At 72.7% G+C, this 23,248-nt stretch carries 22 protein-coding genes; 15 read left to right on the top strand and 7 right to left on the bottom strand.

From position 1 onward, the window contains the following. Positions 1–84 precede the first annotated feature (84 nt). From dnaJ to AB0881_RS20910, 5 genes are all read left to right on the top strand, one after another. Positions 85–1,260, top strand: coding sequence for a molecular chaperone DnaJ (dnaJ, locus tag AB0881_RS20930; protein ID WP_366618925.1), 1,176 nt, complete (start codon positions 85–87; stop codon positions 1,258–1,260). Between the two features lie 7 nt (positions 1,261–1,267). Next, on the top strand, positions 1,268–1,720 hold the full coding sequence (locus tag AB0881_RS20925) for a helix-turn-helix transcriptional regulator (protein WP_366618923.1): 453 nt from the start codon (positions 1,268–1,270) through the stop codon (positions 1,718–1,720). 24 nt (positions 1,721–1,744) lie between these two features. Then, a complete protein-coding gene (gene clpB / locus AB0881_RS20920; RefSeq protein ID WP_366618921.1) occupies positions 1,745–4,351 on the top strand; it encodes an ATP-dependent chaperone ClpB in 2,607 nt (868 codons plus the stop codon). Positions 4,352–4,430: 79 nt separating this feature from the next. Beyond that, the gene (locus AB0881_RS20915) at positions 4,431–5,381 is read left to right on the top strand and encodes a YafY family protein (protein WP_366618919.1); all 951 of its coding nucleotides are present in this window, start codon (positions 4,431–4,433) and stop codon (positions 5,379–5,381) included. Positions 5,382–5,525: 144 nt separating this feature from the next. Next, positions 5,526–6,902, top strand: coding sequence for a hypothetical protein (locus tag AB0881_RS20910; protein WP_366618917.1), 1,377 nt, complete (start codon positions 5,526–5,528; stop codon positions 6,900–6,902). Positions 6,903–6,929: 27 nt separating this feature from the next. Here AB0881_RS20910 and AB0881_RS20905 read toward each other — a convergent pair whose 3' ends face one another. Continuing rightward, entirely contained in the window at positions 6,930–7,565 is a 636-nt protein-coding gene (locus AB0881_RS20905) for a transcriptional regulator (protein WP_366618915.1), read from the bottom strand. Further along, complete coding sequence (locus AB0881_RS20900) at positions 7,562–7,957, bottom strand: DNA-binding protein (RefSeq protein ID WP_366618914.1); 396 nt, start codon at positions 7,955–7,957, stop codon at positions 7,562–7,564. Before AB0881_RS20900 ends, AB0881_RS20905 begins: the two co-directional genes overlap by 4 nt. A 60-nt stretch (positions 7,958–8,017) precedes the next feature. Between AB0881_RS20900 and AB0881_RS20895 the strand changes: the two genes are divergently transcribed. Next, the gene (locus tag AB0881_RS20895; protein WP_366618912.1) at positions 8,018–9,226 is read left to right on the top strand and encodes a PEP/pyruvate-binding domain-containing protein; all 1,209 of its coding nucleotides are present in this window, start codon (positions 8,018–8,020) and stop codon (positions 9,224–9,226) included. 40 nt (positions 9,227–9,266) lie between these two features. After that, complete coding sequence (locus AB0881_RS20890) at positions 9,267–9,857, top strand: histidine phosphatase family protein (protein WP_366618910.1); 591 nt, start codon at positions 9,267–9,269, stop codon at positions 9,855–9,857. A gap of 60 nt (positions 9,858–9,917) precedes the next feature. Here the strand turns inward: AB0881_RS20890 and AB0881_RS20885 are convergent, their stop codons facing one another. After that, the gene (locus tag AB0881_RS20885) at positions 9,918–10,370 is read right to left on the bottom strand and encodes a hypothetical protein (protein ID WP_366618907.1); all 453 of its coding nucleotides are present in this window, start codon (positions 10,368–10,370) and stop codon (positions 9,918–9,920) included. 158 nt (positions 10,371–10,528) lie between these two features. Here AB0881_RS20885 and AB0881_RS20880 point away from each other — a divergent pair, with 158 nt between their 5' ends. Further along, the gene (locus tag AB0881_RS20880) at positions 10,529–11,008 is read left to right on the top strand and encodes an NUDIX domain-containing protein (RefSeq protein ID WP_366618905.1); all 480 of its coding nucleotides are present in this window, start codon (positions 10,529–10,531) and stop codon (positions 11,006–11,008) included. A 25-nt stretch (positions 11,009–11,033) separates the two neighbouring features. On the opposite strand, the gene AB0881_RS20875 is transcribed toward AB0881_RS20880, so the two are convergent. Together AB0881_RS20875 and AB0881_RS20870 are read right to left on the bottom strand one after the other, a co-directional pair. Then, positions 11,034–12,170, bottom strand: a complete 1,137-nt coding sequence (locus AB0881_RS20875; protein ID WP_366618903.1) for an epoxide hydrolase family protein — start codon at positions 12,168–12,170, stop codon at positions 11,034–11,036. A 38-nt stretch (positions 12,171–12,208) separates the two neighbouring features. Beyond that, complete coding sequence (locus AB0881_RS20870; RefSeq protein WP_366618901.1) at positions 12,209–12,790, bottom strand: TetR/AcrR family transcriptional regulator; 582 nt, start codon at positions 12,788–12,790, stop codon at positions 12,209–12,211. Positions 12,791–12,889: 99 nt separating this feature from the next. Here AB0881_RS20870 and AB0881_RS20865 point away from each other — a divergent pair, with 99 nt between their 5' ends. Further along, a complete protein-coding gene (locus tag AB0881_RS20865) occupies positions 12,890–13,651 on the top strand; it encodes a class I SAM-dependent methyltransferase (RefSeq protein WP_366618899.1) in 762 nt (253 codons plus the stop codon). A gap of 95 nt (positions 13,652–13,746) precedes the next feature. After that, a complete protein-coding gene (locus AB0881_RS20860) occupies positions 13,747–14,310 on the top strand; it encodes a dihydrofolate reductase family protein (RefSeq protein ID WP_366618897.1) in 564 nt (187 codons plus the stop codon). On the opposite strand, the gene AB0881_RS20855 is transcribed toward AB0881_RS20860, so the two are convergent. Next, positions 14,289–14,858 (bottom strand): dihydrofolate reductase family protein, encoded by a 570-nt coding sequence (locus AB0881_RS20855; RefSeq protein WP_366618895.1) that lies wholly within the window; start codon positions 14,856–14,858, stop codon positions 14,289–14,291. The genes AB0881_RS20860 and AB0881_RS20855 overlap by 22 nt on opposite strands. Before the next feature lie 260 nt (positions 14,859–15,118). Beyond that, complete coding sequence (locus AB0881_RS20850; protein ID WP_366618893.1) at positions 15,119–16,639, bottom strand: 3-hydroxyacyl-CoA dehydrogenase; 1,521 nt, start codon at positions 16,637–16,639, stop codon at positions 15,119–15,121. A 126-nt stretch (positions 16,640–16,765) separates the two neighbouring features. Between AB0881_RS20850 and AB0881_RS20845 the strand changes: the two genes are divergently transcribed. The 5 genes from AB0881_RS20845 to AB0881_RS20825 all read left to right on the top strand — a co-directional run bounded on the left by AB0881_RS20845 (position 16,766) and on the right by AB0881_RS20825 (position 23,243). Beyond that, positions 16,766–17,665, top strand: a complete 900-nt coding sequence (locus tag AB0881_RS20845) for a LysR family transcriptional regulator (RefSeq protein WP_366618891.1) — start codon at positions 16,766–16,768, stop codon at positions 17,663–17,665. Positions 17,666–17,757: 92 nt separating this feature from the next. Further along, positions 17,758–18,969, top strand: coding sequence for an acetyl-CoA C-acetyltransferase (locus tag AB0881_RS20840; RefSeq protein WP_366618889.1), 1,212 nt, complete (start codon positions 17,758–17,760; stop codon positions 18,967–18,969). Positions 18,970–19,051: 82 nt separating this feature from the next. Then, a complete protein-coding gene (locus tag AB0881_RS20835; RefSeq protein ID WP_366618887.1) occupies positions 19,052–19,636 on the top strand; it encodes an RNA polymerase sigma factor in 585 nt (194 codons plus the stop codon). Then, positions 19,633–20,781 carry a CU044_5270 family protein gene (locus tag AB0881_RS20830; protein ID WP_366618885.1) on the top strand — a complete coding sequence of 383 codons (1,149 nt, stop codon included), beginning with the start codon at positions 19,633–19,635 and terminating at the stop codon, positions 20,779–20,781. Before AB0881_RS20835 ends, AB0881_RS20830 begins: the two co-directional genes overlap by 4 nt. Before the next feature lie 320 nt (positions 20,782–21,101). Further along, a complete protein-coding gene (locus AB0881_RS20825) occupies positions 21,102–23,243 on the top strand; it encodes a (Fe-S)-binding protein (RefSeq protein ID WP_366619030.1) in 2,142 nt (713 codons plus the stop codon). Positions 23,244–23,248: the final 5 nt, after the last annotated feature.

Below are 23,248 nucleotides of genomic sequence, written 5' to 3'. Positions count from 1 at the left end.
CACCGGGGCGGCCCGGCCCGGGCCGGGCCGCCCCGGCCACGAACGACTTGACGCAGGGCACGAGAAGAGGGAGAGCGGGGCGCCGTGAGCACCAAGGACTACCTGGAGAAGGACTACTACAAGGTCCTCGGTGTCGCGAAGAACGCCTCCCAGGACGAGATCAAGAAGTCCTACCGGAAGCTGGCCCGCAAGTACCACCCGGACGCCAACAAGGGCGACACCGACGCGGAGGACCGCTTCAAGGAGGTCTCCGAGGCGTACGACGTCCTCTCGGACGAGAAGCGCCGCAAGGAGTACGACTCGGTCCGGTCGATGCCGGGCGGGTTCCGCGGCGGCCGCCAGGGCGAGGGCTTCGGCTTCGACCTGGGGGACCTGTTCGGGCAGGGCCAGCAGGGCGGCGGCGCGGGGGGCGCCGGCGACCGGCTCGGGGACCTGTTCGGGGGGCTGTTCAACCGCGGCGGCGGGGGCACCCGCACGACCGCCGGTGCGCGCCGGGGGCGCCGCGGCCAGGACGTCGAGACCGAGGTGACGCTGTCGTTCGGCCGCGCGCTGAACGGCGTGACCGTGCCGCTGAAGCTGACCAGCGAGGCCGCCTGCCCGAACTGCCGCGGCACCGGCGCCAAGGCCGGCACCGTCCCGCGGGTGTGCCCCAACTGCGAGGGCACCGGGCACGAGACCCGCAACCTGGGCAACTTCGGCTTCCAGGAGCCGTGCCGCGAGTGCCGCGGCCGCGGCCTGGTGGTGGACGACCCGTGCCCGAACTGCCACGGCAGCGGCCGGGCCACCGGTACCCGGACGATCCAGGCGCGGATCCCGGCGGGCGTGGCCGACGGCCAGAAGATCCGGCTGAAGGGCAAGGGCGCGCCGGGCGAGGGCGGCGGCCCGGCCGGCGACCTGTACGTGCACATCAAGGTCCGGCCGCACAAGGTGTTCGGCCGGAGCGGCGACAACCTGACGATGTCGGTGCCGGTGACGTTCCCGGAGGCGGCGCTGGGCGCCGAGATCCGGGTGCCGACGTTCCAGGGGCAGCCGGTGACGCTGCGGCTGCCGGAGGGCACGCCGAACGGCCGGACGTTCCGCGTCCGCGGCCGGGGCGCGCCCCGGCGCGACGGCACCAAGGGCGACCTGCTGGTGACGGTGGACGTCCAGGTGCCGCAGAAGCTCGACGACCAGACGCGCGAGGCCCTGGAGCGGCTCCGCGACTCCGGGTCCGGCGAGGACCTGCGCGGCGAGCTGCTCCAGCAGGCCCGGGAGGAGTGAACGAGCCATGGATCCGTTCGGCGACGACACGCCGGTCTACGTGATCTCGGTGGCCGCCCAGCTGTCCGGCCTGCATCCGCAGACGCTGCGCACGTACGACCGGCTGGGGCTGGTCTCGCCCGGCCGCACGGCCGGGCGGGGCCGCCGCTACTCCATGCGCGACATCGTCCAGCTCCGCGAGATCCAGCGGCTCTCGCAGGAGGAGGGCATCAACCTGTCGGGCATCAAGCACATCCTCGAACTGCAGCGCGACAACGTCATGCTCCGCGACGAGCTGGCGAAGGCGCACGCGGCTCTGGAGGAGCTGGCGAACGAACTCGAGTCCACCCGTGCCGTCGCGGCGCGCCTGGCGCAGCAGCGGCGGCGCGGCGACGCCGGTGGCGCTCCGGGCGGCGATCTGGTGCCGATCCGCCACACCAGCGTCGTGGTGTGGCAGGAACGCGACCACAAGAGGGACTGACCCGGGGGGACGGGGAAGACGGAGATGGATTACAAGCTCACGCAGAAGAGCCAGGAGGCGGTGTCGGTCGCGGTCCGCCGGGCGGCGGCCGAGGGACACCCCCAGGTGGAGCCCCAGCACCTGCTGGTGGCGCTGATCGGCCAGCCCGAGGGGACGGCCGTACCGCTGCTGGAGGCGGTCGGCACGGACTGGCAGGCGCTGCGCCGGCGCGCCGAGGAGCAGCTGGCGAACATGCCGAAGGCGGCCGGTTCGACCGTCTCGTCGCCGCAGATGGCGCGGCAGACGATCGTCGCGGTGAACACGGCGGCCAACCGCGCCAAGCAGCTGGAGGACGAGTACGTCTCGACCGAGCACCTGCTCGTCGGCCTGGCCGCCGACGGGGGCCCGGCCGCGGGGCTGCTGAAGGAGGCCGGCGCGACGCCGCAGGCGCTGCTGGAGGCGTTCGAGAAGGTCCGCGGGCACGCGCGCGTGACCAGCGAGAACCCCGAGGACACGTACCAGTCGCTGGAGAAGTACGGCGTCGACCTCACCGCCGCCGCCCGCGACGGGCGGCTCGACCCGGTGATCGGCCGGGACGCGGAGATCCGCCGGGTGGTGCAGGTGCTGTCGCGCCGTACCAAGAACAACCCGGTGCTGATCGGCGAGCCCGGCGTCGGCAAGACCGCCGTCGTCGAGGGCCTGGCGCAGCGCATCATCGCGGGCGACGTGCCCGAGTCGCTGCGCGGCAAGCGGCTGGTGTCGCTGGACCTCGGCGCGATGGTCGCGGGCGCGAAGTACCGCGGCGAGTTCGAGGAGCGGCTGAAGGCCGTCCTGAATGAGATCAAGGAGAGCGACGGGCAGGTCGTCACGTTCATCGACGAGCTGCACACCGTCGTCGGGGCGGGCGCGGCCGAGGGCGCGATGGACGCCGGCAACATGCTGAAGCCGATGCTGGCGCGCGGCGAGCTGCGCATGATCGGCGCGACGACGCTGGACGAGTACCGCGAGCGGATCGAGAAGGACCCGGCGCTGGAGCGCCGGTTCCAGCAGGTCATGGTCGGCGAGCCGACGGTCGAGGACACGGTCGCGATCCTGCGCGGGCTCAAGGGCCGGTACGAGGCGCACCACAAGGTGCAGATCAACGACTCGGCCCTCGTCGCCGCGGCGACCCTCTCCGACCGCTACATCACGTCCCGCTTCCTGCCCGACAAGGCGATCGACCTGGTGGACGAGTCGGCGTCCCGGCTGCGGATGGAGATCGACTCCCGTCCGGTGGAGATCGACGAGCTGCAGCGCTCCGTCGACCGCCTCAAGATGGAGGAGATGGCGATCGGCAAGGAGACCGACGAGGCGTCCAGGCAGCGCCTCGAACGGCTCCGCCGCGACCTCGCCGACCGCCAGGAGCAGCTGAACGCCCTGGTCGGCCGGTGGGAGCGGGAGAAGGCCGGGCTGAACCGGGTCGGCGAGATCAAGGAGCGCATCGACCAGCTCCGCGGCGAGGCCGAGCGCGCCCAGCGCGACGGCGACCTGGAGACCTCGGCGCGGCTGTCGTACGGCGAGATCCCGGCGCTGGAGAAGCAGCTCCAGGAGGCGTCCGAGCAGGCCGACGGCGAGAACCGCGACGCGATGGTCAAGGAGGAGGTCGGGCCGGACGACGTCGCCGACGTGGTCGCGTCCTGGACCGGCATCCCCGCCGGCCGCCTCCTCGAAGGCGAGACGGCCAAGCTGCTGCGCATGGAGGACGAGCTGGGGCAGCGGCTGATCGGCCAGGAGGCCGCCGTCCGCACCGTGTCGGACGCGGTGCGCCGCGCCCGCGCCGGCATCTCCGACCCGGACCGGCCGATCGGCTCGTTCCTCTTCCTCGGCCCGACCGGCGTCGGCAAGACCGAGCTGGCCAAGGCGCTCGCGGAGTTCCTGTTCGACGACGAGCGGGCGATCACCCGCATCGACATGAGCGAGTACTCCGAGAAGCACTCGGTGGCCCGCCTCGTCGGCGCCCCGCCCGGATACGTCGGGTACGAGGAGGGCGGCCAGCTCACCGAGGCCGTGCGGCGCCGCCCGTACAGCGCGGTCCTGCTGGACGAGGTGGAGAAGGCCCACCCGGAGGTCTTCGACATCCTCCTCCAGGTCCTCGACGACGGGCGCCTCACCGACGGCCAGGGCCGTACGGTCGACTTCCGCAACACCATCCTGATCATGACCTCCAACCTCGGGTCGCAGTTCCTCGTCGACCCGACGATGGAGAACGGCGCGAAGAAGGACGCCGTCATGACCGCGGTGCGCGCCGCGTTCAAGCCGGAGTTCCTCAACCGGCTGGACGACGTGATCCTCTTCGACGCGCTGTCGACGCGGGAGCTGACCCGGATCGTCGATCTCCAGGTGGAGCGGCTCGCGGCGCGCCTGGCCGACCGGCAGCTCACGCTGACGGTGACCGAGGCCGCCCGCGAGTGGCTGGCCCTGACCGGCTACGACCCGCTGTACGGGGCGCGGCCGCTGCGCCGCCTCGTGCAGACGGCGATCGGCGACCAGCTGGCCCGCGAGCTGCTCGCCGGCGAGGTCCGCGACGGGGACGAGGTGGTCGTCGATCTGGACGAGGCCGCCGACGCCCTCACGGTCGCCCCGGCGAGCGGCCTGACGCTGTCGAAGTCCTGAGCCCACGCCGAGAGGCCGGGCGGCGCCCCGCCGCACCCCTAGGACGGGAATCGTCCTAGGGGTGCGGCAGCATGGGGGCGTGCTGGAAACGTCCGCTCGCCTGCTGAAGCTGCTGTCGCTCCTCCAGACGTACCGCCACTGGTCCGGCCCGGAGCTGGCCGACCGGCTGGGCGTCACGCCGCGCACCGTCCGCCGGGACATCGACCGGCTGCGCGAACTCGGCTACCCCGTGGACGCCACCGCCGGCGTCCCCGGCTACCGGCTCGGCGCCGGGACGGAGCTGCCGCCGCTGCTGCTCGACGACGAGGAGGCGGTGGCCGTCGCCGTGGGGCTGCGCACCGCCGCGTCCGGCACCGTGACCGGCATCGCGGAGACCTCCGTACGGGCGCTGGCCAAGCTGGAGCGGGTGCTCCCGTCCCGGCTGCGGCACCGCGTCCGGACGCTGGAGTCCATGACGGTCGCGATGCCGGCCGGCGGCCCGCAGGTCGCCGCCGAGACCCTCACCGCCATCGCGGCCGCCTGCCGCGACCATGAGGGGCTGCGGTTCGACTACCGCGCCCACGACGGCTCCACCACGCCCCGCGCGGTGGAGCCGTACCGGCTCGTGGCCACCGGCCGCCGCTGGTACCTGATCGCGTACGACAACGGGCGCGACGCCTGGCGGACGTTCCGCGTCGACCGGATCGAACTCCGCACCCCGAACGGCCCGCGCTTCGTCCCGCGCGAGCCGCCCGCCGAGGACCTCGCGGGCTACACCTCGCGCGGCGTGTCCAGCGCGCCGTACCGCTACCAGGCCCGCTTCACGGTCCGCGCGCCGGCCGCGGCGGTCGCCGAGCGCATCCCGCCGACGGCCGGTACGGTCGAGCCGCTCGACCCGGACACGTGCACGCTGACCTGCGGGTCCGACTCGCTCGACGAGCTGGCGCTGTACGTCGGGCTCATCGGCGCTCCGTTCACCGTGCACGAGCCGCCCGAGCTGATCGGCCACATCCGCACGCTCGCCGGCCGCCTGCGGGACGCGTGCCCGTAGCCCCCGCCGGCCGCCCTCGCGTCCGGAGATCGGCCCGGCCTAGGTACGGCCAAGGAACGGGCAAGCCCCCGCGTCGGGCGCCGCCCCGCCGCGCCGCCGGCCGTAACGTCCGGCGGCAGGAGCCGTGCTGCTCGGGGGAGGCGCGTGGTGAGGACGTACCGCAAGGTGATCGTGGCGGTGGCCGGGGGCGCGACCGCCGCTGCCGCCGCCGTCTCGACCTGGCCGGCGCCCGCCGGGACGGCGGAGCGCTGGAAGCTGGTCGCGCACGAGGGCTTCGACCGTCCGCTGCGCGTGGACGGCGCGAAGTGGCGGCTGGACCCCCAGGGGCGGCGCAGCCCGTGGCACGTCGACGCGTTCGACGACGACGGCGAGGCCTGGACGAAGATCAGCGGGCCCCTGTTCAAGAAGCGGCTCGCCTCCCTGAACGTGTTCCGCAAGCGCGTCGCGTTCGGCAGCAAGGGATGGCTCACCGCCGAGGTCGCCGCCGTCGACAAGGACCGCGACGGCCGTCCCGACTCGCGGCCCGGCCTGTCGACCGCCGGGCTGCCGGACGGCCAGAAGGTCGCGCGGATCTCCGAGCCCGGCTGGGACGCCGGCGTGCTGATCCGCCCGACCCGCCCGCTGCCGCCGCGCTACCGCGTCGAGATGACGCTGCGCGGGATCGACTTCGGCGGCAAGCGGCACGGCACGTTCGACTACGACGGCAAGCACAACGGCTACACCCGGGAGCCCTGCAAGACGCGCTTCCCATGGACGTTCCAGGGCGCGCTGCCCGGCAAGTCCCGCTGCGAATACCCGGACGTGACCCGCGAGAACGGGTTCTACTACCTGACGATCCTCGACTACGCGACCCCGGCACCGCACGGCAACCCCGGCATCCACTACCGGCGCAAGGTCATCATGGACGGCTACTACAGCGACGACGAGCGCTGGAAGAACGCCGGGACCTGCGACCCGCGGACCGGCCGGATCCGCCGCACCTTCGACGGCACGTTCAACGGGGTCAACGCCCTGTTCGTGCGCGGCGACAAGTTCCGCGAGGCCGCGAACAACAACATCAGCAACGAGTACTACATCAAGACCAGGTGCGGGAACGTGTCCATGGACGAGCCGTACGGGCCGGGCGGCCGGTTCCACGGGCACCTCACCAGCGCCGAGATCCGTCCGGAGCTGATGCCGGAGTCGTCCTACCGCTTCGCCGTGGAACGCGACCGGTCCGGCTACACCCTCGAGATGAGCGGGCCGTTCCTCCACAGCGGGCAGACCACGCTGCGCGTCCACCACCGGTTCGTGGAGGACGGCCGGCCGATCTGGCACTACAACCAGACGCCCGGCGAGTACGACGGCCGCTTCGACCGCCGCCTCACCCACACCGGGCCCGCCGGGACGTACACCACGGAGCACACCTGGCCCAAGGGCTCGGCGTACCCCGACTCGTTCATCATCGGCGACCCGCACCTGAACTACTACGAGGGCTCCGCGTACGTGGACGACATCCGCCTGTTCGTCCCGCGCGACTAGCGGGACCGGGGCGCGCCCGCGGTCAGGTCACTGCGGCGCGCTCCGGTGCAGGCCGAGCGTGGCGAGGAGGTCCTCGTGGAGCTCGAACCAGACGCGATGGCAGGAGTCGACGTCGGTGCGGTCCACCCAGTCGTTGTCCCCGGCCCGGGCGCGGGCCAGGGCCGCGGCGAACCGGACGTCGTAGCCGCGCAGCCGTGTCAGGACGTTCCCGAGCCGGTCGGTCAGCGGCGTGAGCGCGCGCGAGATGCCGGCGAGCTCGTGGAGGACGCCGGCGTCCCACTCCGGATCGCTGTGGTCGTTGACGGCGAGCCGGTCGCCGTCGGCGGGCCGGAGCTGCCAGTCGGTGCAGGCGCTCAGCAGGAGGGCGTTCAGCGGGAGGAAGCGGCGGAAGACGTCCCGGACCTCGTCGGCGCCGCCGACACGCGCGAGTTCGGCCGCGAGCAGGCGCTCGTTCTCGGCGCGGCCCGCTTCGGTCAGCGACCAGCCGGCGGTGCCGGCGAAGGCGGTGTGCTCGACCCAGCCGCGCGCCTCGGCGTCGCGCAGCAGCTCCTTGGTCTCGACCAGGTCGAGCCCGTACCGCCGCGCGATCACCGGGGTGTCGGCGAACCCGGTGACGCGCACCGCGTGCAGGACCAGCAGGCCGGCCGGAGAGTCGCGGGTCACGAGCCGGCGTCCTGACGCGCGGTCAGGCGGGTGAAGTGCTGCTGGCACGCCTGGGGCGAGTTGAACCCCATCGCGTCCGCTATCTGCGCCCAGGTCGCCCCGGCGCTCCGAGCGGTGAACAGCAGGGCGGACTCGAGCCCGTCGATCTCTGCGCGCGCGGCGGGGACGAGGGCCAGCGCGCTCAGGACGTCGTCCGGGCCCAGGTCGGCGTTGCGCCAGACGGCGAACTGGATGAGGTCGACCGCCGAGGGCGGGACCGGCGCGGGGCGCCAGGGGCGGGGGTCGAGCTCGTCCGCGCCGAGGCGCAGAAGGTGCGCGCTCGCTTCGCGCTCGCGGTCGGCCTGGGCGTGGTCCGCGCGCTCGGTGGGAGAGGAGTCCTGCTTGCGTGACATGCCCTTCATGCTCCACAATCAACGAAGTGTTGTCAACTTTTCGTTGAAAGCGAGCCGAATGTGATCGTGCCCCTCGCCTCGGCCGGCGCCGGTACGTGCGGAGGCAAGGCCGGCGCGCTCGGCGCGCTGCTCCGCGCCGGGCTGCCGGTCCCCGACGGCTTCGTCGTGCCGTTCGCCGCGTACCGCGCCGCCGTCCGCGACCTGGACGTCGCGGACCGTCCCGGCGCCGTACGGCGGGCGATCGAGTCCCGGCCGGTCGGCGCCGCCCTGACCGGCGCGCTCGGACGCGCCCTCGACGGCCTCGGCGATCCGCCCGTCGCGGTGAGATCGTCCGCCGCGTACGAGGACACCGGCCGGACGTCGGCGGCCGGTCAGCACGACAGCTTCCTCGCCGTGCGCGGGGCCGGCGCGGTCGCCGACGCCGTGCGCGCCTGCTGGGCCTCGCTGTTCACTTCGCGCGCGGTCGACTACCGGGGCTCCGGCACGTACGACGATCTCGCCATGGCCGTCCTCGTGCAGCGCCATCTGGACGCCGAAGCGTCCGGGGTCATGTTCACCTCCGGCGACGCGCACGGCGCCACTCGCATCGAGGCGTCCTGGGGCCTGGGGCCCAGCGTCGTCGGCGGCACCGTCACCCCCGACGCCTACCGTGTCACCGCCGGCGGGTCCGTCACCCGCGCCGTCGCGCACAAGCGGACCCGCCTCGACCGGCGCGGCGGGCGGCTCGTCACGTCCGACGTGCCGGCCGGTGCCCGCGACCGCCCGGCGATCGACGACGCGACCGCCGTACGGCTCGCCGAACTGGGCAGGGAGATCACCGCCGAGCGCGGCGGACCGCAGGACGTCGAGTGGGCGATCGCCGGTGGACGCACCTGGATCCTCCAGGCACGGCCGGTCACCGCCGCGCTCCCCGAATGGCCCGCCGGACGTACCGAGACCGCCGCGTCCACGCTCAGCGGGACACCCGGCGGCCACGGGGTCGTGACCGGCACCGCCAGGATCATCCGCGGCCCCCGCGACTTCACACGCGCGCGTCCCGGCGACATCATCGTCTGCCCCTTCACCGACCCCGCCTGGACGCCGCTGCTGCGCATCGCCGCCGGTGTCGTCACCGAGACCGGAGGCGTGCTCTCCCACGCCGCGATCGTCGCCCGCGAGAACGGCATCCCCGCGGTCCTCGGGATCCCGGACGCGACGAACCGGCTCCACGACGGCGGCCCCGTCATCATCGACGGCGCCACCGGCACCGTCACGCCGGCCGAGGCATGACCCAACGGAACAGGAGACGGGCACCGCGCCCCAGCAGCCCATGACGCGACACCTCTACCTGGCACGCCACGGCGCGGCCGACGCGTTCGGGAACCTCACCGACACCGGCCGCAGGCAGATGGGCCTGCTCGGCGAACGGCTCGCCGCCCTGCCCGTCGACGCCGTGTGGCACTCCCCGCTACCGCGCGCCGCGGCCGCCGCCCACGAACTCGCCCGGCACCTGCGGGACGCGCCCGTCGCCGAGGCCGCGGAACTCATCGACCATGTGCCGTACGTTCCCCGGCCCGCCGAGACGCCCCCGTCCTGGGCCGGCTTCTTCGACGGCTACGACGAGGCCGAGGCCGCCTCGGGCCACCGGCTCGCCGAAGCCCTGGTCGCCCGGTTCGCGACGTCCACGGGGGACGACACCCACGAGGTCCTGGTGACGCACGCCTACCCGATCGCGTGGCTGGTGCGGCACGCCCTGGACGCGCCGCCGTCCCGATGGCTCGGCCTGAACAGCTCCAACGCCGCGCTGACGGTCATCGACCACCGTCCCGGCCTGCCGCCGACGCTCGTGATGTTCAACGACATGAGCCACCTTCCGCCCGACCTGCGCTGGACCGGCTTCCCCGACGCCATACGGCCATGAGACGGCCGGCCCGGCGCCCGAGATCGCCGTGCTGACCTCCCGGCTGTGAGGCCGCGGCCCCTAGGCGTTCTGAGCCTCGGGATCCTCCGCCAGGAACTCCTCGACCAGCTCGGCCGGATTCGCGTCCCTGGTCATCGCGAACATCGCGTCGGGGTCGAACATGTCGTACAGGACGATCGGCAGCGGCCGTCCGAGCGCCTTCACGAGGTGCCCTTCCGCGTGGAGCCACCGTGCCAGATCGACGCACAGCTCGCGGAAACGCCCGTCGAGCCGTTCCTCGTCGTCCCAGAACCCCAGCTCCTCGGCCTCACGCCGGAACAGCCCGGCACCTTCCGGATCGTTCCCCGCCGTGCGGACGCCCTCCAACCCCGACGGAGGAAAGTAGGCGTAACTCCAGCGCGCCTCCCACGCCTCCGCCGGGCTCACCTGCGCGACCTGCCCTTCGGTGCTGTAGCCGACCGCCAGATAGGGGCGCCGTGAATCCTGGTCCTCGCTGTCGATCCGGAACGTCACGACGTAAATCCCGTCCTCATCCGGAAACTCCGAGAGCGCCCGCAGAACCTCTCGCTCCATATGCCGCCGGAACGTCATCCCCACTCCCTCCGTCCGCTGCTGCGATCGTAGGGACCCCCGCCGCCTCGTGAATCCGCATCCCCGGACGACTCCAGCAGGTGATCGAGATCGACTCCAGCACGCCCGGCCGCCCCAGGACCCGCGTCGCCGCGTACGTCATCAGGCAGCGCACCGTCCCCGAACTCCTGGTCTTCGACCACGTCGGCCTCCCCCAGGCAGGCACCCAGATCCCCGCCGGCGGCGTCCACCCGGACGAGGACCTGGAACGAGCCGTACTGCGCGAGGTAGCCGAGGAGACCGGCCTGCTCACAGCCACCGTGGTACGGCGCCTCGCCGTGGAGGACAAGCCCCACCCCGACACCCGGCAGCCCCGCAGGACCACCTACTTCCACCTCCAGGCCCCCGCCACAGCCCCGGACGCCTGGCACCACACGGTCTCCGGCGACGACGCCGACTCCGGCCTGACGTTCGCCTGCCGCTTCACACGCCTCCCCCTACCCCGCCCACTGGCCGACCACCAGGACGCATGGCTCCCCCACATCAACCCCCTCTGGACCACCCGAACAACCGGCGACTGAAGCTCCTGCTTCTCCCCTAGTGCGGTCAGCGGAGTTTGCGGAAGAAGGACCTGATGTCGTCGGTCAGCAGGCCGGGGGTCTCCATGGCGGCGAAGTGGCCGCCCCGGTCGAACTCCGACCAGTGGATCACGTTGTGCTCGCGCTCGGCGATGCGGCGGACGCCGCCGTCGCCGGGGAAGACCGCGACGCCGTGCGGGATCTCGGAGCGTTCGACCGGGCTTCCCCACTGCGCCGCGCCTTCCTTGTAGAGGCGGGCGGACGAGGCGGCGGTGCCGGTCAGCCAGTACAGCGTCACGTCGGTGAGCATCTGGTCGCGGTCGACCGCGTCCTCGGGCAGGTCGTGGGCGGGGTCGGTCCACTCCTTGAACTTCTCCGCGATCCAGGCGAGCTGGGCGGCGGGGGAGTCGTGCAGGCCGAAGGCGACCGTCTGCGGCCGGGTGGACTGGATGATCGCGTAGCCGGAGTGGTCGGTCTCGCCGTAGATCCGCAGGCGGGCCAGTTCCTTCTCGGTGAGGCCCTCCGTCTCGGCGGGGTCGAACGTGGGGAAGCCGAGCGCGCCGTTGACGTGGACGCCGGCGACGTGGTCGGGGGCGACCCGGCCGAGTTCGGGGGAGACGACCGCGCCGGTGTCGCCGCCCTGAGCGCCGTAGCGCTCGTAGCCGAGGCGGCTCATCAGCTCGGCCCAGGCGCGGGCGACGCGGGACGGGTTCCAGCCGGTCTCGCGGGTGGGGCCGGAGAAGCCGAAGCCGGGGATGGACGGGGCGACGACGTGGAAGGCGTCGGCGGGGTCGCCGCCGTGGGCGCGGGGATCGGTGAGCGGGCCGATGATCTTCATGAACTCGACGATCGAGCCGGGCCAGCCATGGGTGATGATCAGCGGCAGCGCGCCGGGCTCGGGCGACCGCACGTGAAGGAAGTGGATGTTCTGGCCGTCGATCTCGGTGGTGAACTGCGGGTACTCGTTGAGCGCCGCCTCGTGCCGCCGCCAGTCGTAGCCGCTGCGCCAGTACTCGGCGAGCCGCCGCACGTACGAGACCGGGATGCCGTACGACCAGCCGACGCCGGGCAGCTCGTCGGGCCAGCGGGTGCGGGCGAGCCGGTCGTTCAGGTCGTCGAGCGCGGACTGCGGGACGTCGATGCGGAACGGGCTGATCTGCGTCATGGGGAACACGCTACGGACCTGCTAGGACAGGAACAGTCCTAGCGGTCGCCGATGACGGTGGTCACCGTTCTGTGGACGGCGGCGGCGTCCGGCGGGGGGCCGGTGCGGTCGGCGAAGAGGAGGTGGCCCGCGCCGATCAGGGTCGGGGCGAGGGCGTCGATGTCGGCGTCGGGCGCGAGGCGGCCGAGGTCGCGTTCGGCGGTGAGGTAGTCGGCGATCATGACGGTGGCCTCGGTCAGGATCGGGATGCCCGCCGGCCGGGTCTCGCGGAGGCGGGCGCGCAGCTCGTCCCGGAACGTGATGAGGGCGACGATCGCCACGGCGACCGAGCCGAACAGGGCGGTGAGCGCGCCGGCGAGGTTGCCGGCGACGGTGCCGGTTCCGGCGGAGTCGCGGAGGGCGGCGGCCTGGGCGTCCATGCGGTTCACCCGGTCGAGGACGAGTTCGGCGAGGAACGCGTCGAAGTCGGCGAAGTGGCGGTGCAGGACGCCCTTGGCGCAGCCCGCCTCCGTGGTGACGGCGCGGCTGGTCAGGCCGCTGGGGCCGTCCCGGAGCAGGACGCGCTCGGCGGCGTCGAAGAGCTGTTCGCGTACGTCCCGGATGTGCACTCCTGTGGGCACCGCGCGTCCCGTTCCCTTCCAAAGTGGGCAAGCGCCCACTAGGGTGGGCACATGCCCACTGTATCGAGAGAGCAGCCAGAGCCCCATCGCGCCAGGCAGATGGCCGAATCGTTCGGCGCCGACGCCGAGCGCTACGACCGCACCCGCCTCCCCTACCCGGACGCCATGGTCGAGCGGATCGTGGCCGCGATCCCCGGCCCGGACGTCCTCGACGTCGGCACCGGCACCGGCATCGCGGCCCGCCAGTTCCAGGCCGCCGGCTGCACCGTTCTGGGCGTCGATCCGGACGCGCGGATGGCGGAGTTCGCGCGGCGCACCGGGGTCGCGGCGGAGGTGGCGACGTTCGAGGACTGGGACCCCGCCGGCCGCCGGTTCGACGCGGTCGTCGCCGGGACGGCGTGGCACTGGGTGGACCCGGTCGCGGGCGCGGCGAAGGCGGCGGGCGTGCTGCGTCCCGGCGGCCGGCTCGCGGTCTTCGGCCACGCGTTCCAGCTGCCGGCCGAGGTGGCCGAGGCGTTCTGGACGGTCTACCGGCGGGTGGCGCCCGACTCGCCGCTCGACGTCCGGCCGGACGCCCGGGTCCTGGACCTCTACCAGGGGTTCTACACGAAGGCCGCCGACGGGATCAGGGCGGCGGGCGGCTTCGGCGAGCCGGAGCAGTGGCGCTTCGACTGGACGAGGTCCTTCACGCGGGACGAGTGGCTCGACCAGCTGCCCACGCACGGCGCGGTGACGGGGCTCGCGCCGGAGAAGCTGGCGGAGGTGCTGGACGGTGTCGGCGCCGCGATCGACGCGGTGGGCGGCGCGTTCACGATGGACTACGCGACGTTCGCGGCTACGGCCGCGGTTCAGGGGCCGTAGGGAAGCCGCAAGCCGTCCGTAGGGGGTATCCGCCAACCTGAAGGCACATCGAGGGGGCGGGCCCGCGAGGGCCCGCCGGCCGGAAGGAAGCGGACATGCGGAAGTTCAAGCTCCAGGTGCAGACCACCATCGACGGCTACATGGGCGGCCCGAACGGCGAGATGGACTGGCTGACGGTCCCGTGGACCGACGACATGAACGCCTACGTGGACGCCCTCACCGAGTCCGTCGACACGATCGTGCTGGGACGGAAGCTCGCGGAGGGGTTCATCCCCGCCTGGGAGTCGGGGCCCGAGGGCGAGACGCAGGAGTCGATCGACTGGATGAACGACACGCCCCGCGTGGTGATCTCCAACTCGCTGACCGAGTCGCCCTGGCGGAACGCGGTCGTCGCCGGCGGGGACCTGGCGGAGAGCATCGGCGGGCTCAAGTCCGGGCCGGGCGGGGACATCATCACGTACGGGGGCGGCACGCTGGTCCGGGCGCTGATCGCCGAGGGGCTGCTCGACGAGCTGCACCTGTTCGTCAACCCGACGGCGATCGGCGCGGGGATCCCGGTGTTCCCCGGCACGGGCGGCAACCGGCGGTTCCGCCTGGTGTCCTCGCGGACGTTCGACTGCGGGATCCTCGGGCTGCACTACGAGCCGGTGCGCTCCTGACGGACGTAGCGGCGGTACACGGTCCCGGAGGGGAAGACGCGGTGCTCGGCGAGGACGAGGCGGAGCCCCTCGCCGACCGGGAGGTACGGCTTGCCGCCGCCGACCAGCACGGGCATCGCGAACAGCCGGAACTCGTCGATCAGGTCGGCCATGGACGCGGCCAGCTCCGGCCCGCCGAGGTCGAGCGCGCCGTCGATCTCCTCCTTGAGGCGCTTCACCTCCGCCACCGCGTCCTTGCGGCGCACGAGGGTGACGCCGTCGGGAACCTCGCGGAGGGTGTCGGAGAAGACGTACCTGGGCGTGTCCAGGTAGAGGCGGGCGAACTCGGCCTCCACGTCGGAGGCGTCCGGCTGCGCGGCGATCTCCCGCCACGGCCCCTCCATCATCTCGTAGAGGCGGCGGCCGAAGAGGAACGCGGCGGTGTCGCGGGTGTGCTCGTTCGCGAGGCGGTGGACCTCCTCGTCGGGCGCCGAGAAGTCGATGCTTCCGCGGCGGTCCTCGATGTAGCCGTCGATCGAGGTGTTCATCGAGTAGATGAGCCTGCCCATGTCGCTCCTGGGGTCGTCGGGGACGTCAGGTAGGCGGACCGGCCGGGACGCCGGAATTCATCGCAGCCGCGCGGCCAGCCCGTCGAGGACGGACTCCAGGCCGAACGTGAAGCGCGGATGTGCGCGGCCAGCCGGGGCCGCTCGGCGTCCAACCGGGCCAGATACGGGCCGAGGGAGTCCATCCAGGCGGCGCCCGTGGTTTCGCAGGAGCGGTGACGCTGGCCGCCGCCCTTACGGCCGCGTACGTGTTGCGGCCCCGTTCAGCGGAGGTCGCCTGGAGCGGTGCCGGCCTCGGAGAGCGGGAGTCCTAGGGCGGCGCGTTCGGTCAGCCAAAGGCTCGGGCGGTAGCGCGGGTCTCCGGTGGCGTCGTGCATGCCCCGGAGGATGCGGAGGACGGTGGTGGCCCCGACGCGATCGCCCCACTCCAGGGGACCGTACGGGTAGCCCAGGCCGAGCCGTACGGCCGTGTTGATGTCCTGAGGGCGGGCGAGCCGCTGTTCGGCTATCCCGGAGGCGACGTTGACGACCGAGGCCAGGAGCCGCTGCGCCACGGGAGCGGGCGTGTCCCGGACGACCGTGACGGGCCGCCCGGTGGCGGCGAGGACCGCGAGCGCGGCCTGCCCGGCGGACGGATCCACGCCCGGATGCACCGACAGGGTCAGGCGGCCCTCGAAATCGCCCAGCGGGTCCACGCCGAGGGTCCGCTCCACGGGGAGGCCGTTCGCCTGGGCGCAGGCGAGGGCGCTCTGCCCGTACGGGGTGACGAGCACGATGGCGTCCGCGGTGGGGCGCGCACCGGTCTCCACATCCGGCAGCAGGTTCCGCAGCGCGCCGGAGTCGTGGACCCAGACGGGACGGGGAGGCACCGGAGGAACGGGAGGCTCGGCGGGCTCCTGCTTGGCGCCGTCCACGTACGTGTAGAAGCCTTCGCCCGTCTTACGGCCGAACAGCCCCGCCTCCACGCGCGTGCGCGTGAGGTGCCCGGGACGCAGCCGGGGGTCGCCGTAGAAGCCGTTCCAGATGCTCTCCATCACCGCGTGCGAGACGTCCAGGCCGGTGAGGTCGAGCAGCTCGAACGGCCCCATCTTCAACCCGAGCGCCTCGCGGGCGATCCGGTCGACGTCCACGGGCTCGGCCGCCGCCTCGGCGAGGATCTGCACGGCCTCGGTGACCAGGCCGCGGCCGGCGTGGTTGACGAGGAAGCCGGGGGCGTCCGGGGCGAGCACGGGCTTGTGGCCCAGCCGCCGGACGAGGTCGAGCAGCGCACCGGGGATCCAGCCGGCCGTACGGGCGCCGGGGACGACCTCGACCAGCCGCATCAGCGGCACCGGGTTGAAGAAGTGCAGCCCGGCGAGGCGGCTCGGGTCAGCCAGGGCGGAGCCGATCGCGGTGACCGACAGGGAGCTGGTGTTGGTGGCCAGCACGGTCCGCTCGCCGCAGACCTTCTCCAGCGCCGCGAACAGCTCCCGCTTGGTCTCCAGGTCCTCCCGCACCGCCTCGACGATCAGGTCGCAGCCGGCGGCGGGCGCGAGCGGGTCGCCGATCGGACGGAGCCGCGCCGTGGCGGCCCGGGCGGCCTCCTCGGTCATCCGGCCCTTGGCCACGAGCCTGCCGTACATCGCCGCGACGTGGTCGGCGGCGCTCGCCACGGCCTCGGCGCGCATGTCGGCCAGCTCGACGGTCAGCCCGCCGGCCGCCGCGAGCTGCGCGATCCCGCGCCCCATCACGCCGGTACCGATCACCCGTACCGTGCCGGGGTTCTCGGCCGTCCACCGCTCCATGCGCCGCCTCCTCTTTCTTCCTCTCAACGAGGTCCCCCGATGGAATCCCATTCGGGGTGCCGCTTTCAAGAGGACTCGATACAGAGTCGCATTCAGATCCAGACGTACGGCGTCATAATCGACGCTATGGAGTTCCGCCATCTCGCCGGGTTCGTGGCCGTGGCCGAGGAGCTGCACTTCGGCCGGGCCGCCGCGCGGCTGCACATCGCCCAGCCGCCGCTCAGCCAGCAGATCCGCCAGCTGGAGAGCGAGCTGGGCGTGCAGCTGTTCGAGCGCAGCACCCGTTCGGTACGGCTCACCTCGGCGGGGCAGGCGTTCCTGGAACCGGCCCGGAAGGTGCTCGCCGACCTGGACGTCGCCCGGCGGGCCGCGCAGGCGGGCGGGCGCGGCGAGGTCGGCCGGGTGGGCGTCGGGTTCGCCGGCGCCAGCAGCCACGAGACGCTGCCCGTGCTCACCAAGGCCGTACGGGCCCGCCACCCCGGCATCGAGCTGGTGCTGCGCGGCCAGACGTACTCCGGCGAGGCGCTGGCGAGGGTCGCCGACGGCGAGGACGACCTGGGCTTCGTCCGGCTGCCGGTGCGCCGCGAGGGGGTGGCGGTACGGCTGATCGAGCGGGAGTTCCTCGTCGCCGCGCTACCCGCCGAGCATCCGCTGGCCCGCCACCACGAGATCAGGCTGCCCGACCTGGCCGGGGAGCCGTTCGTGACGTTCCCGGGCACGCGCGGCTCGGCGGTGCGGGACGCGCTGGTGCACGCCTGCGTCGCGGCCGGGTTCCAGCCGCGGATCGTCCAGGAGGCGCCCGACTCGTACACGATCCTGGCGCTGGTCGGGGCCGGGGTCGGGGTCACGCTGACGGTCTCGTCGGTCCAGCACATCCGCATCCCCGGCACGGTCTACCGGCCGCTGGCGGGCGAGCCGAACGTGCTGGAGCTGGCGCTCGCCTGGCGCGCCGACAACCCCTCGGCGGCGCTGCGTTCGGTCCTCGCGGTCGCCGAGGAGGTGCTGCCCACGCCAGTGATTGATTAGCCGAACGTCTCACTGCATGCCGGATCCGGTCTGAGTGGAGATCGGTCGGGGCCGCCTATCCTCGTCAGGGAGCTGAGGTTGAGGAGCGAGAGATGCGCGAAGCGGTGATCTGCGAGCCGGTACGGACCCCGATCGGGCGGTTCGGCGGGGCGTTCAAGACGGTGCCGCCGGCCGAGCTGGCGGCCACCGTGATCCGGGCGCTGGTGGAGCGCACCGGCCTGCCGGGGAGCGCGGTCGACGAAGTGATCCTCGGCCAGTGCAACCCCAACTCCGACGCCCCCGCCATCGGCCGGGTGGCCGCGCTGGACGCCGGGCTGCCGATCGAGGTCGGCGGCAGCCAGCTCGACCGGCGCTGCGGCTCGGGCCTCCAGGCCGTCCTGAACGCGGCCATGCAGGTCCAGACCGGCGCGAGCGACCTGGTGATCGCGGGCGGCGCCGAGAGCATGAGCAACGCGCCGTTCTACACGACGCAGGCGCGCTGGGGGATCCGCGGCGCCGCGCTGGAGCTGCACGACGCCCTCGCCCAGGGACGGGTCACCGCCGGCGGCCAGAACCACCCGGTGCCCGGCGGCATGCTGGAGACGGCCGAGAACCTGCGCCGCGAGTACGGCATCGCGCGCGAGGAGCAGGACCGGCTCGCCGTCATGTCGCACGAGCGCGCCGTGGCCGCCCAGCGCGACGGCCGGTTCGCGGAGGAGATCGTGCCGGTGACCGTACGGTCCCGGAAGGGCGACACCGTCGTGGACACCGACGAGCACCCGCGCGCCGACACGACCGTCGAGAGCCTCGGCAGGCTGCGTCCCGTCCTCGGCAAGGCCGACGACCAGGCCACCGTCACCGCCGGGAACGCCAGCGGCCAGAACGACGCCGCCGCCGTCTGCGTCGTCACGACCCCCGAGCGCGCCGCCGAGCTGGGGCTGCGCCCGCTCGTCCGGCTCGTCTCCTGGGCGCAGGCCGGCGTGCCGCCTCGCACGATGGGCATCGGGCCCGTCCCCGCGACCGCCAAGGCCCTGGAGCGCGCCGGGCTCACCCTGGCCGACATGGACCTCATCGAGCTGAACGAGGCGTTCGCCGCCCAGGTCCTCGCCGTGCTGCGCGAGTGGGACTTCAAGGACGGCGACTTCGACCGCCTCAACGTGAACGGCTCCGGCATCTCCCTGGGCCACCCCGTCGGCGCGACCGGCGCCCGCATCCTGGCGACGCTGGCCCGCGAGATGGACCGCCGCGAGGTCCGGTACGGCCTGGAGACCATGTGCATCGGCGGCGGCCAGGGCCTCGCGGCCGTCTTCGAGAGAATTTCCTGATCCTCCGGTAACGATCACTCCTCCCGTCCCACTACCTGGTGTCAACACACCAGAGGCGAGGGACGGACGGAGGTGCGGGCGAATGACCGATGAGGCCGGAGGGCCCGGGGATCCCCGGGACGCCGGGCGCTTCACCGCGGTCTACGACGCGTGCCGGCAGCGCGTGTGGGCGTACGCGGTCAGCCGCGTGGGGCGGCAGGCCGCGGACGAGGTGGTGAGCGAGACGTTCACGGTCGCGTGGCGGCGGATCGGCGACATGCCCGATCCGGCGCTGCCCTGGCTGCTCGGCGTCGCCCGGAACGTGCTGCGCGACCGCTACCGCGAGGAGGCGCGCCGCGCGTCGTTCGCGGCCGAGCTGCGCGGCTGGGAGGGCGGCCTGGAGCGGTCCGCCGAGCGCGACATCGCCGAGGGGGTGGCCGAGCGGCTCGCCGTGCTGCGCGCCATGGCCGCGATCCCCGAGGCCGACCGGGAGATCCTGATCCTGGTCGCCTGGCAGGGGCTCTCGCCGCGCGAGGCCGCCAAGGTCGTCGGCTGCACGGCCGCCACCCTCCGCGTACGGCTGCACCGGGCCCGCAAGCGGCTGATGCGCGCCGTCGAGGATTCACCGGGCCGGGCCGCGGCGCCCGCCCGTCCCCGCGCCGGGATCGTCAGTGAGGAGATGTCGTGAGCCGAGACGTGCTGAGGACGCTGGCGGAGGCCCGTCCCGCCGAACTGGACCCGGCCGCGCCGGTCGACCCGGACACCCGGGCCGCCGAGCTGGGCCGGGCCATGCGGGCGGCCCCGCAGCGCTCCAAGCGGCGGGCGCGGGTCGCGCGGCCGGTCTGGGGCGGGGCGGGCCTGGTCGGCGTCGCGGCGGCCGCGACGCTGGTCGTCACCACGATGACCGGCGGCGGCGCGGGCGGCGGCGGGGCCCCGGGGCAGGCCGGGGAGGCGCCCCTGGACGCCCGTACGGTCCTGCTCGCCGCCGCCGAGAAGGCGGAGGCGGCCCCGGCGACCGGGAAGTTCTGGCGGGTCAAGCGGATGTACCTGATCCCCGTCCAGGTCGGGCCGGACGCGCGCCGGTACACGGTCCTGGACGCGCGCATCCGCGAGACGTGGCTCGCGCGGAACGGGACGGAGTGGAGCGGGCAGCGGACGGCGGGGGCCCGGCCGCGGACGCCCGCCGACGAGAAGGCCTGGCGGCTCGACGGCACGCCCGCCCGATGGAACCTGGGAACCGGCGACACGGTGGACAAGGCCCCGGTGTACGTGCAGACCAAGCCGGGTCCGGGACGCCTGGTCAAGATGTCGGGGAAGCTCGCCATGCACGTGCCGATCGCGGGTCCGAAGCCCACGTTCGCCGACCTGGAGAACCTGCCCGCCGACCCGGTGAAGCTGCGGACGCTGGCCGAGAAGCGCGCGCTGTCGGACGGTGCCGACGGGAGGCTGGTCGCCACGAACGAGCAGGCCAGGCAGGCGTTCGCGGCCGGCAAGCTGATCTCCCTGCTGACCGAGGCGCCCGTTCCGCCCAAGGTGCGCGCGGCCGCGTTCCGCGCGCTGGCCGGAATGTCGATCGTCAAGGCCGAGGGCAAGGCCGTGGACGCGCGCAACCGCCCCGGCGTCGCGTTCACGATCACCGTGCCGGGCGCCGGTGCGACCACCACCAGCCGGCTGATCATCGACCAGCGCACCTCGCTGGTGCTGTCCGAGCACGTGGCGAGCAAGGTGAAGGGCGCCAAGGGCGGCAAGGGCGGCTTGGGTAAGGAGAGGACGACTCTTTACCTCGGCGCGGGCTGGACGGACCAGGCCCCGCAGGCGCCGTCCCTGCCCTGAACGCCCGGAATGCCAGGAGGGGTGTGAGGAAGGCCGCGCCGCGCGTGCGGTGAGCGGGACCGGCGGGTCGCTTTCCCAGCGGCCCGCCGGTCGCGTTGTGGTCGGTCCCAGTGGGCGGGCCGGTGTTTGCCCTGGGTAACACGGCGCGTATATATAGCGATCTGACGTTGCGAACTCGGCCGGGCGGGACTATTGGACATCACATAAGCTACTGCCGAGTAGTATTCGGGGCCCGGATGAAGTGCAGTCAGACGCGAGCCCTACGCTGACAGCCGACGCCCGTACCTCAGGAGGACGGAACCTTGCAGTACACGATCACGTTGATCGTTGGGCTCGTCGGTACGGCGGTGGCGCTAGCGCTGGCCGGCCGGCGAGTGAAGTTCCTATGGGATCTCTTCAAGACCGGCCAGCCGGACCCCGACCGGGTCCTGCAGGTCAAGCGGGACAAGAAGGGTGACATCGAGGGCCAGGTCACCGAGGTCCTCGGGCAGCGCAAGCTGCTGAAGTGGACCGTGGCCGGCGCCGCCCACTTCGCGGTCATGTGGGCCTTCTTCCTGCTCGCCACCGTGTACGGCGAGGCGGCCGTCCAGCTGCTGTTCGGGCTGCACGCGCACATCCCGTTCCTGCAGACCTGGGGCCCGATCGGGTTCGTCCAGGACACCATCGCGCTGGCCTGCCTGCTCGGCCTGATCGTCTTCGCGGTCATCCGGGTCAGGAACTCGCCGAAGAAGCTGGACCGGCAGTCGCGGTTCAAGGGCTCGCACACCGGCGGCGCGTGGCTGATCCTCTTCATGATCTTCAACGTGATCTGGACGATGTTCGCGTTCCGCGGCATGGAGGTCGCGAACGAGAACTTCTCCTACGGCAAGGCCGCCTACGCCTCCTACGGCACCGGCCAGCTGCTGAAGAACATCGGCGACCCCGAGTCCGGCCTGATGGTCGGCCTGGAGGCGTTCTTCCTGCTGGCGCACATCGCGGTCGCGCTGATCTTCCTGGTGATCGTCGTCAACTCCAAGCACCTGCACATCTTCATCGCGCCGCTGAACGTCATGTTCAAGCGCCGCCCGGACGGCCTCGGCGCCGTCCAGCCGATGATGAGCAAGGGCAAGCCCCTCGACTTCGAGGAGGCCGACCCGGACGAGGACACCTTCGGCCGCGGCAAGATCGAGGACTTCACCTGGAAGGGCTTCCTCGACATGGCCACCTGCACCGAGTGCGGGCGTTGCCAGTCGCAGTGCCCCGCCTGGAACACCGGCAAGCCGCTGTCGCCGAAGATGGTCGTGCTGGAGCTGCGCGACCACGCGTTCGCCAAGGCCCCGTACATGCTCGCCGACGAAGAAGCACGGGCGCAGTTCACCGACGAGCAGAAGCTTGCGATGCAGGTGGACAAGGAGCTCGTCGCCGAGGACGGCGTCATCCACCCCGACGTGCTGTGGTCGTGCACCAACTGCGGCGCCTGCGTCGAGCAGTGCCCGGTGGACATCGAGCACATCGACCACATCCTCGACATGCGCCGCTTCCAGGTGATGATCGAGTCCTCGTTCCCGAGCGAGGCCGGCGTCATGCTGAAGAACCTCGAGAACAAGGGCAACCCGTGGGGCATGTCCGAGATGAAGCGCCTCGAGTGGATCGAGGAGCTGGACTTCGAGGTCGAGGTCGTCGACGAGAAGATGCCCGAGGACACCGAGTACCTCTTCTGGGTCGGCTGCGCCGGCGCCCTGGAGGACCGGGCCAAGAAGACCACCAAGGCGGTCGCCGAGCTGCTGCACATCGCGGGCGTCAAGTTCGCCGTGCTCGGCCCGATGGAGGCCTGCACCGGTGACCCGGCCCGCCGGCTGGGCATGGAGTTCGTCTTCCAAATGCTCGGCCAGCAGAACGTCGAGACGCTCAACGAGGCCGGCGCCAAGAAGATCGTGGCGACCTGCCCGCACTGCTTCAACACCCTGGCGAACGAGTACCCGCAGATCGGCGGCGAGTACGAGGTCGTCCACCACACCCAGCTGCTCGCGCACCTGGTCGAGGAGGGCAGGCTCACCCCGGTCACCCCGATCGAGGAGAACATCACCTACCACGACCCCTGCTTCCTGGGCCGCCACAACAAGGTCTACAAGCAGCCGCGCGACATCATGGCCAAGGTCCCCGGCGTCAAGACGCAGGAGATGCACCGGCACAAGGACCGCGGCTTCTGCTGCGGCGCCGGCGGCGCCCGGATGTGGATGGAGGAGCGGATCGGCAAGCGCATCAACACCGAGCGGGTGGACGAGGCGCTGACCACCAACCCCGACACCGTCTCCACCGCGTGCCCGTTCTGCCTGGTCATGCTCGGCGACGCGATCAACGAGAAGAAGAACTCCGGCGACGCCAAGGAGTCGCTGGAGGTCGTGGACGTCTCCCAGCTGCTCATCCGCTCGATCAAGGGCGAGGGCGCGGCCCCGGAGAAGGAGCCCGTCCCCGCCGAGTGACGGCG

It is taken from the genome of Spirillospora sp. NPDC029432 (assembly GCF_040703975.1).
Lineage (GTDB): Bacteria > Actinomycetota > Actinomycetes > Streptosporangiales > Streptosporangiaceae > Spirillospora.
This window is presented reverse-complemented; position numbering and strand designations above follow the sequence as displayed.

What these genes read in the sequence shown, in the direction of transcription:
- AB0881_RS20925 (WP_366618923.1), top strand. Translation starts at nt 1,268, where the DNA reads ATGGATCCGTTCGGCGACGACACGCCGGTCTACGTGATCTCGGTGGCC.
- clpB (WP_366618921.1), top strand. Translation starts at nt 1,745, where the DNA reads ATGGATTACAAGCTCACGCAGAAGAGCCAGGAGGCGGTGTCGGTCGCG.
- AB0881_RS20900 (WP_366618914.1), bottom strand. Translation starts at nt 7,957, where the DNA reads ATGTCACGCAAGCAGGACTCCTCTCCCACCGAGCGCGCGGACCACGCC.
- AB0881_RS20890 (WP_366618910.1), top strand. Translation starts at nt 9,267, where the DNA reads ATGACGCGACACCTCTACCTGGCACGCCACGGCGCGGCCGACGCGTTC.
- AB0881_RS20875 (WP_366618903.1), bottom strand. Translation starts at nt 12,170, where the DNA reads ATGACGCAGATCAGCCCGTTCCGCATCGACGTCCCGCAGTCCGCGCTC.
- AB0881_RS20865 (WP_366618899.1), top strand. Translation starts at nt 12,890, where the DNA reads ATGGCCGAATCGTTCGGCGCCGACGCCGAGCGCTACGACCGCACCCGC.
- AB0881_RS20860 (WP_366618897.1), top strand. Translation starts at nt 13,747, where the DNA reads ATGCGGAAGTTCAAGCTCCAGGTGCAGACCACCATCGACGGCTACATG.
- AB0881_RS20855 (WP_366618895.1), bottom strand. Translation starts at nt 14,858, where the DNA reads ATGGGCAGGCTCATCTACTCGATGAACACCTCGATCGACGGCTACATC.
- AB0881_RS20850 (WP_366618893.1), bottom strand. Translation starts at nt 16,639, where the DNA reads ATGGAGCGGTGGACGGCCGAGAACCCCGGCACGGTACGGGTGATCGGT.
- AB0881_RS20845 (WP_366618891.1), top strand. Translation starts at nt 16,766, where the DNA reads ATGGAGTTCCGCCATCTCGCCGGGTTCGTGGCCGTGGCCGAGGAGCTG.
- AB0881_RS20840 (WP_366618889.1), top strand. Translation starts at nt 17,758, where the DNA reads ATGCGCGAAGCGGTGATCTGCGAGCCGGTACGGACCCCGATCGGGCGG.
- AB0881_RS20835 (WP_366618887.1), top strand. Translation starts at nt 19,052, where the DNA reads ATGACCGATGAGGCCGGAGGGCCCGGGGATCCCCGGGACGCCGGGCGC.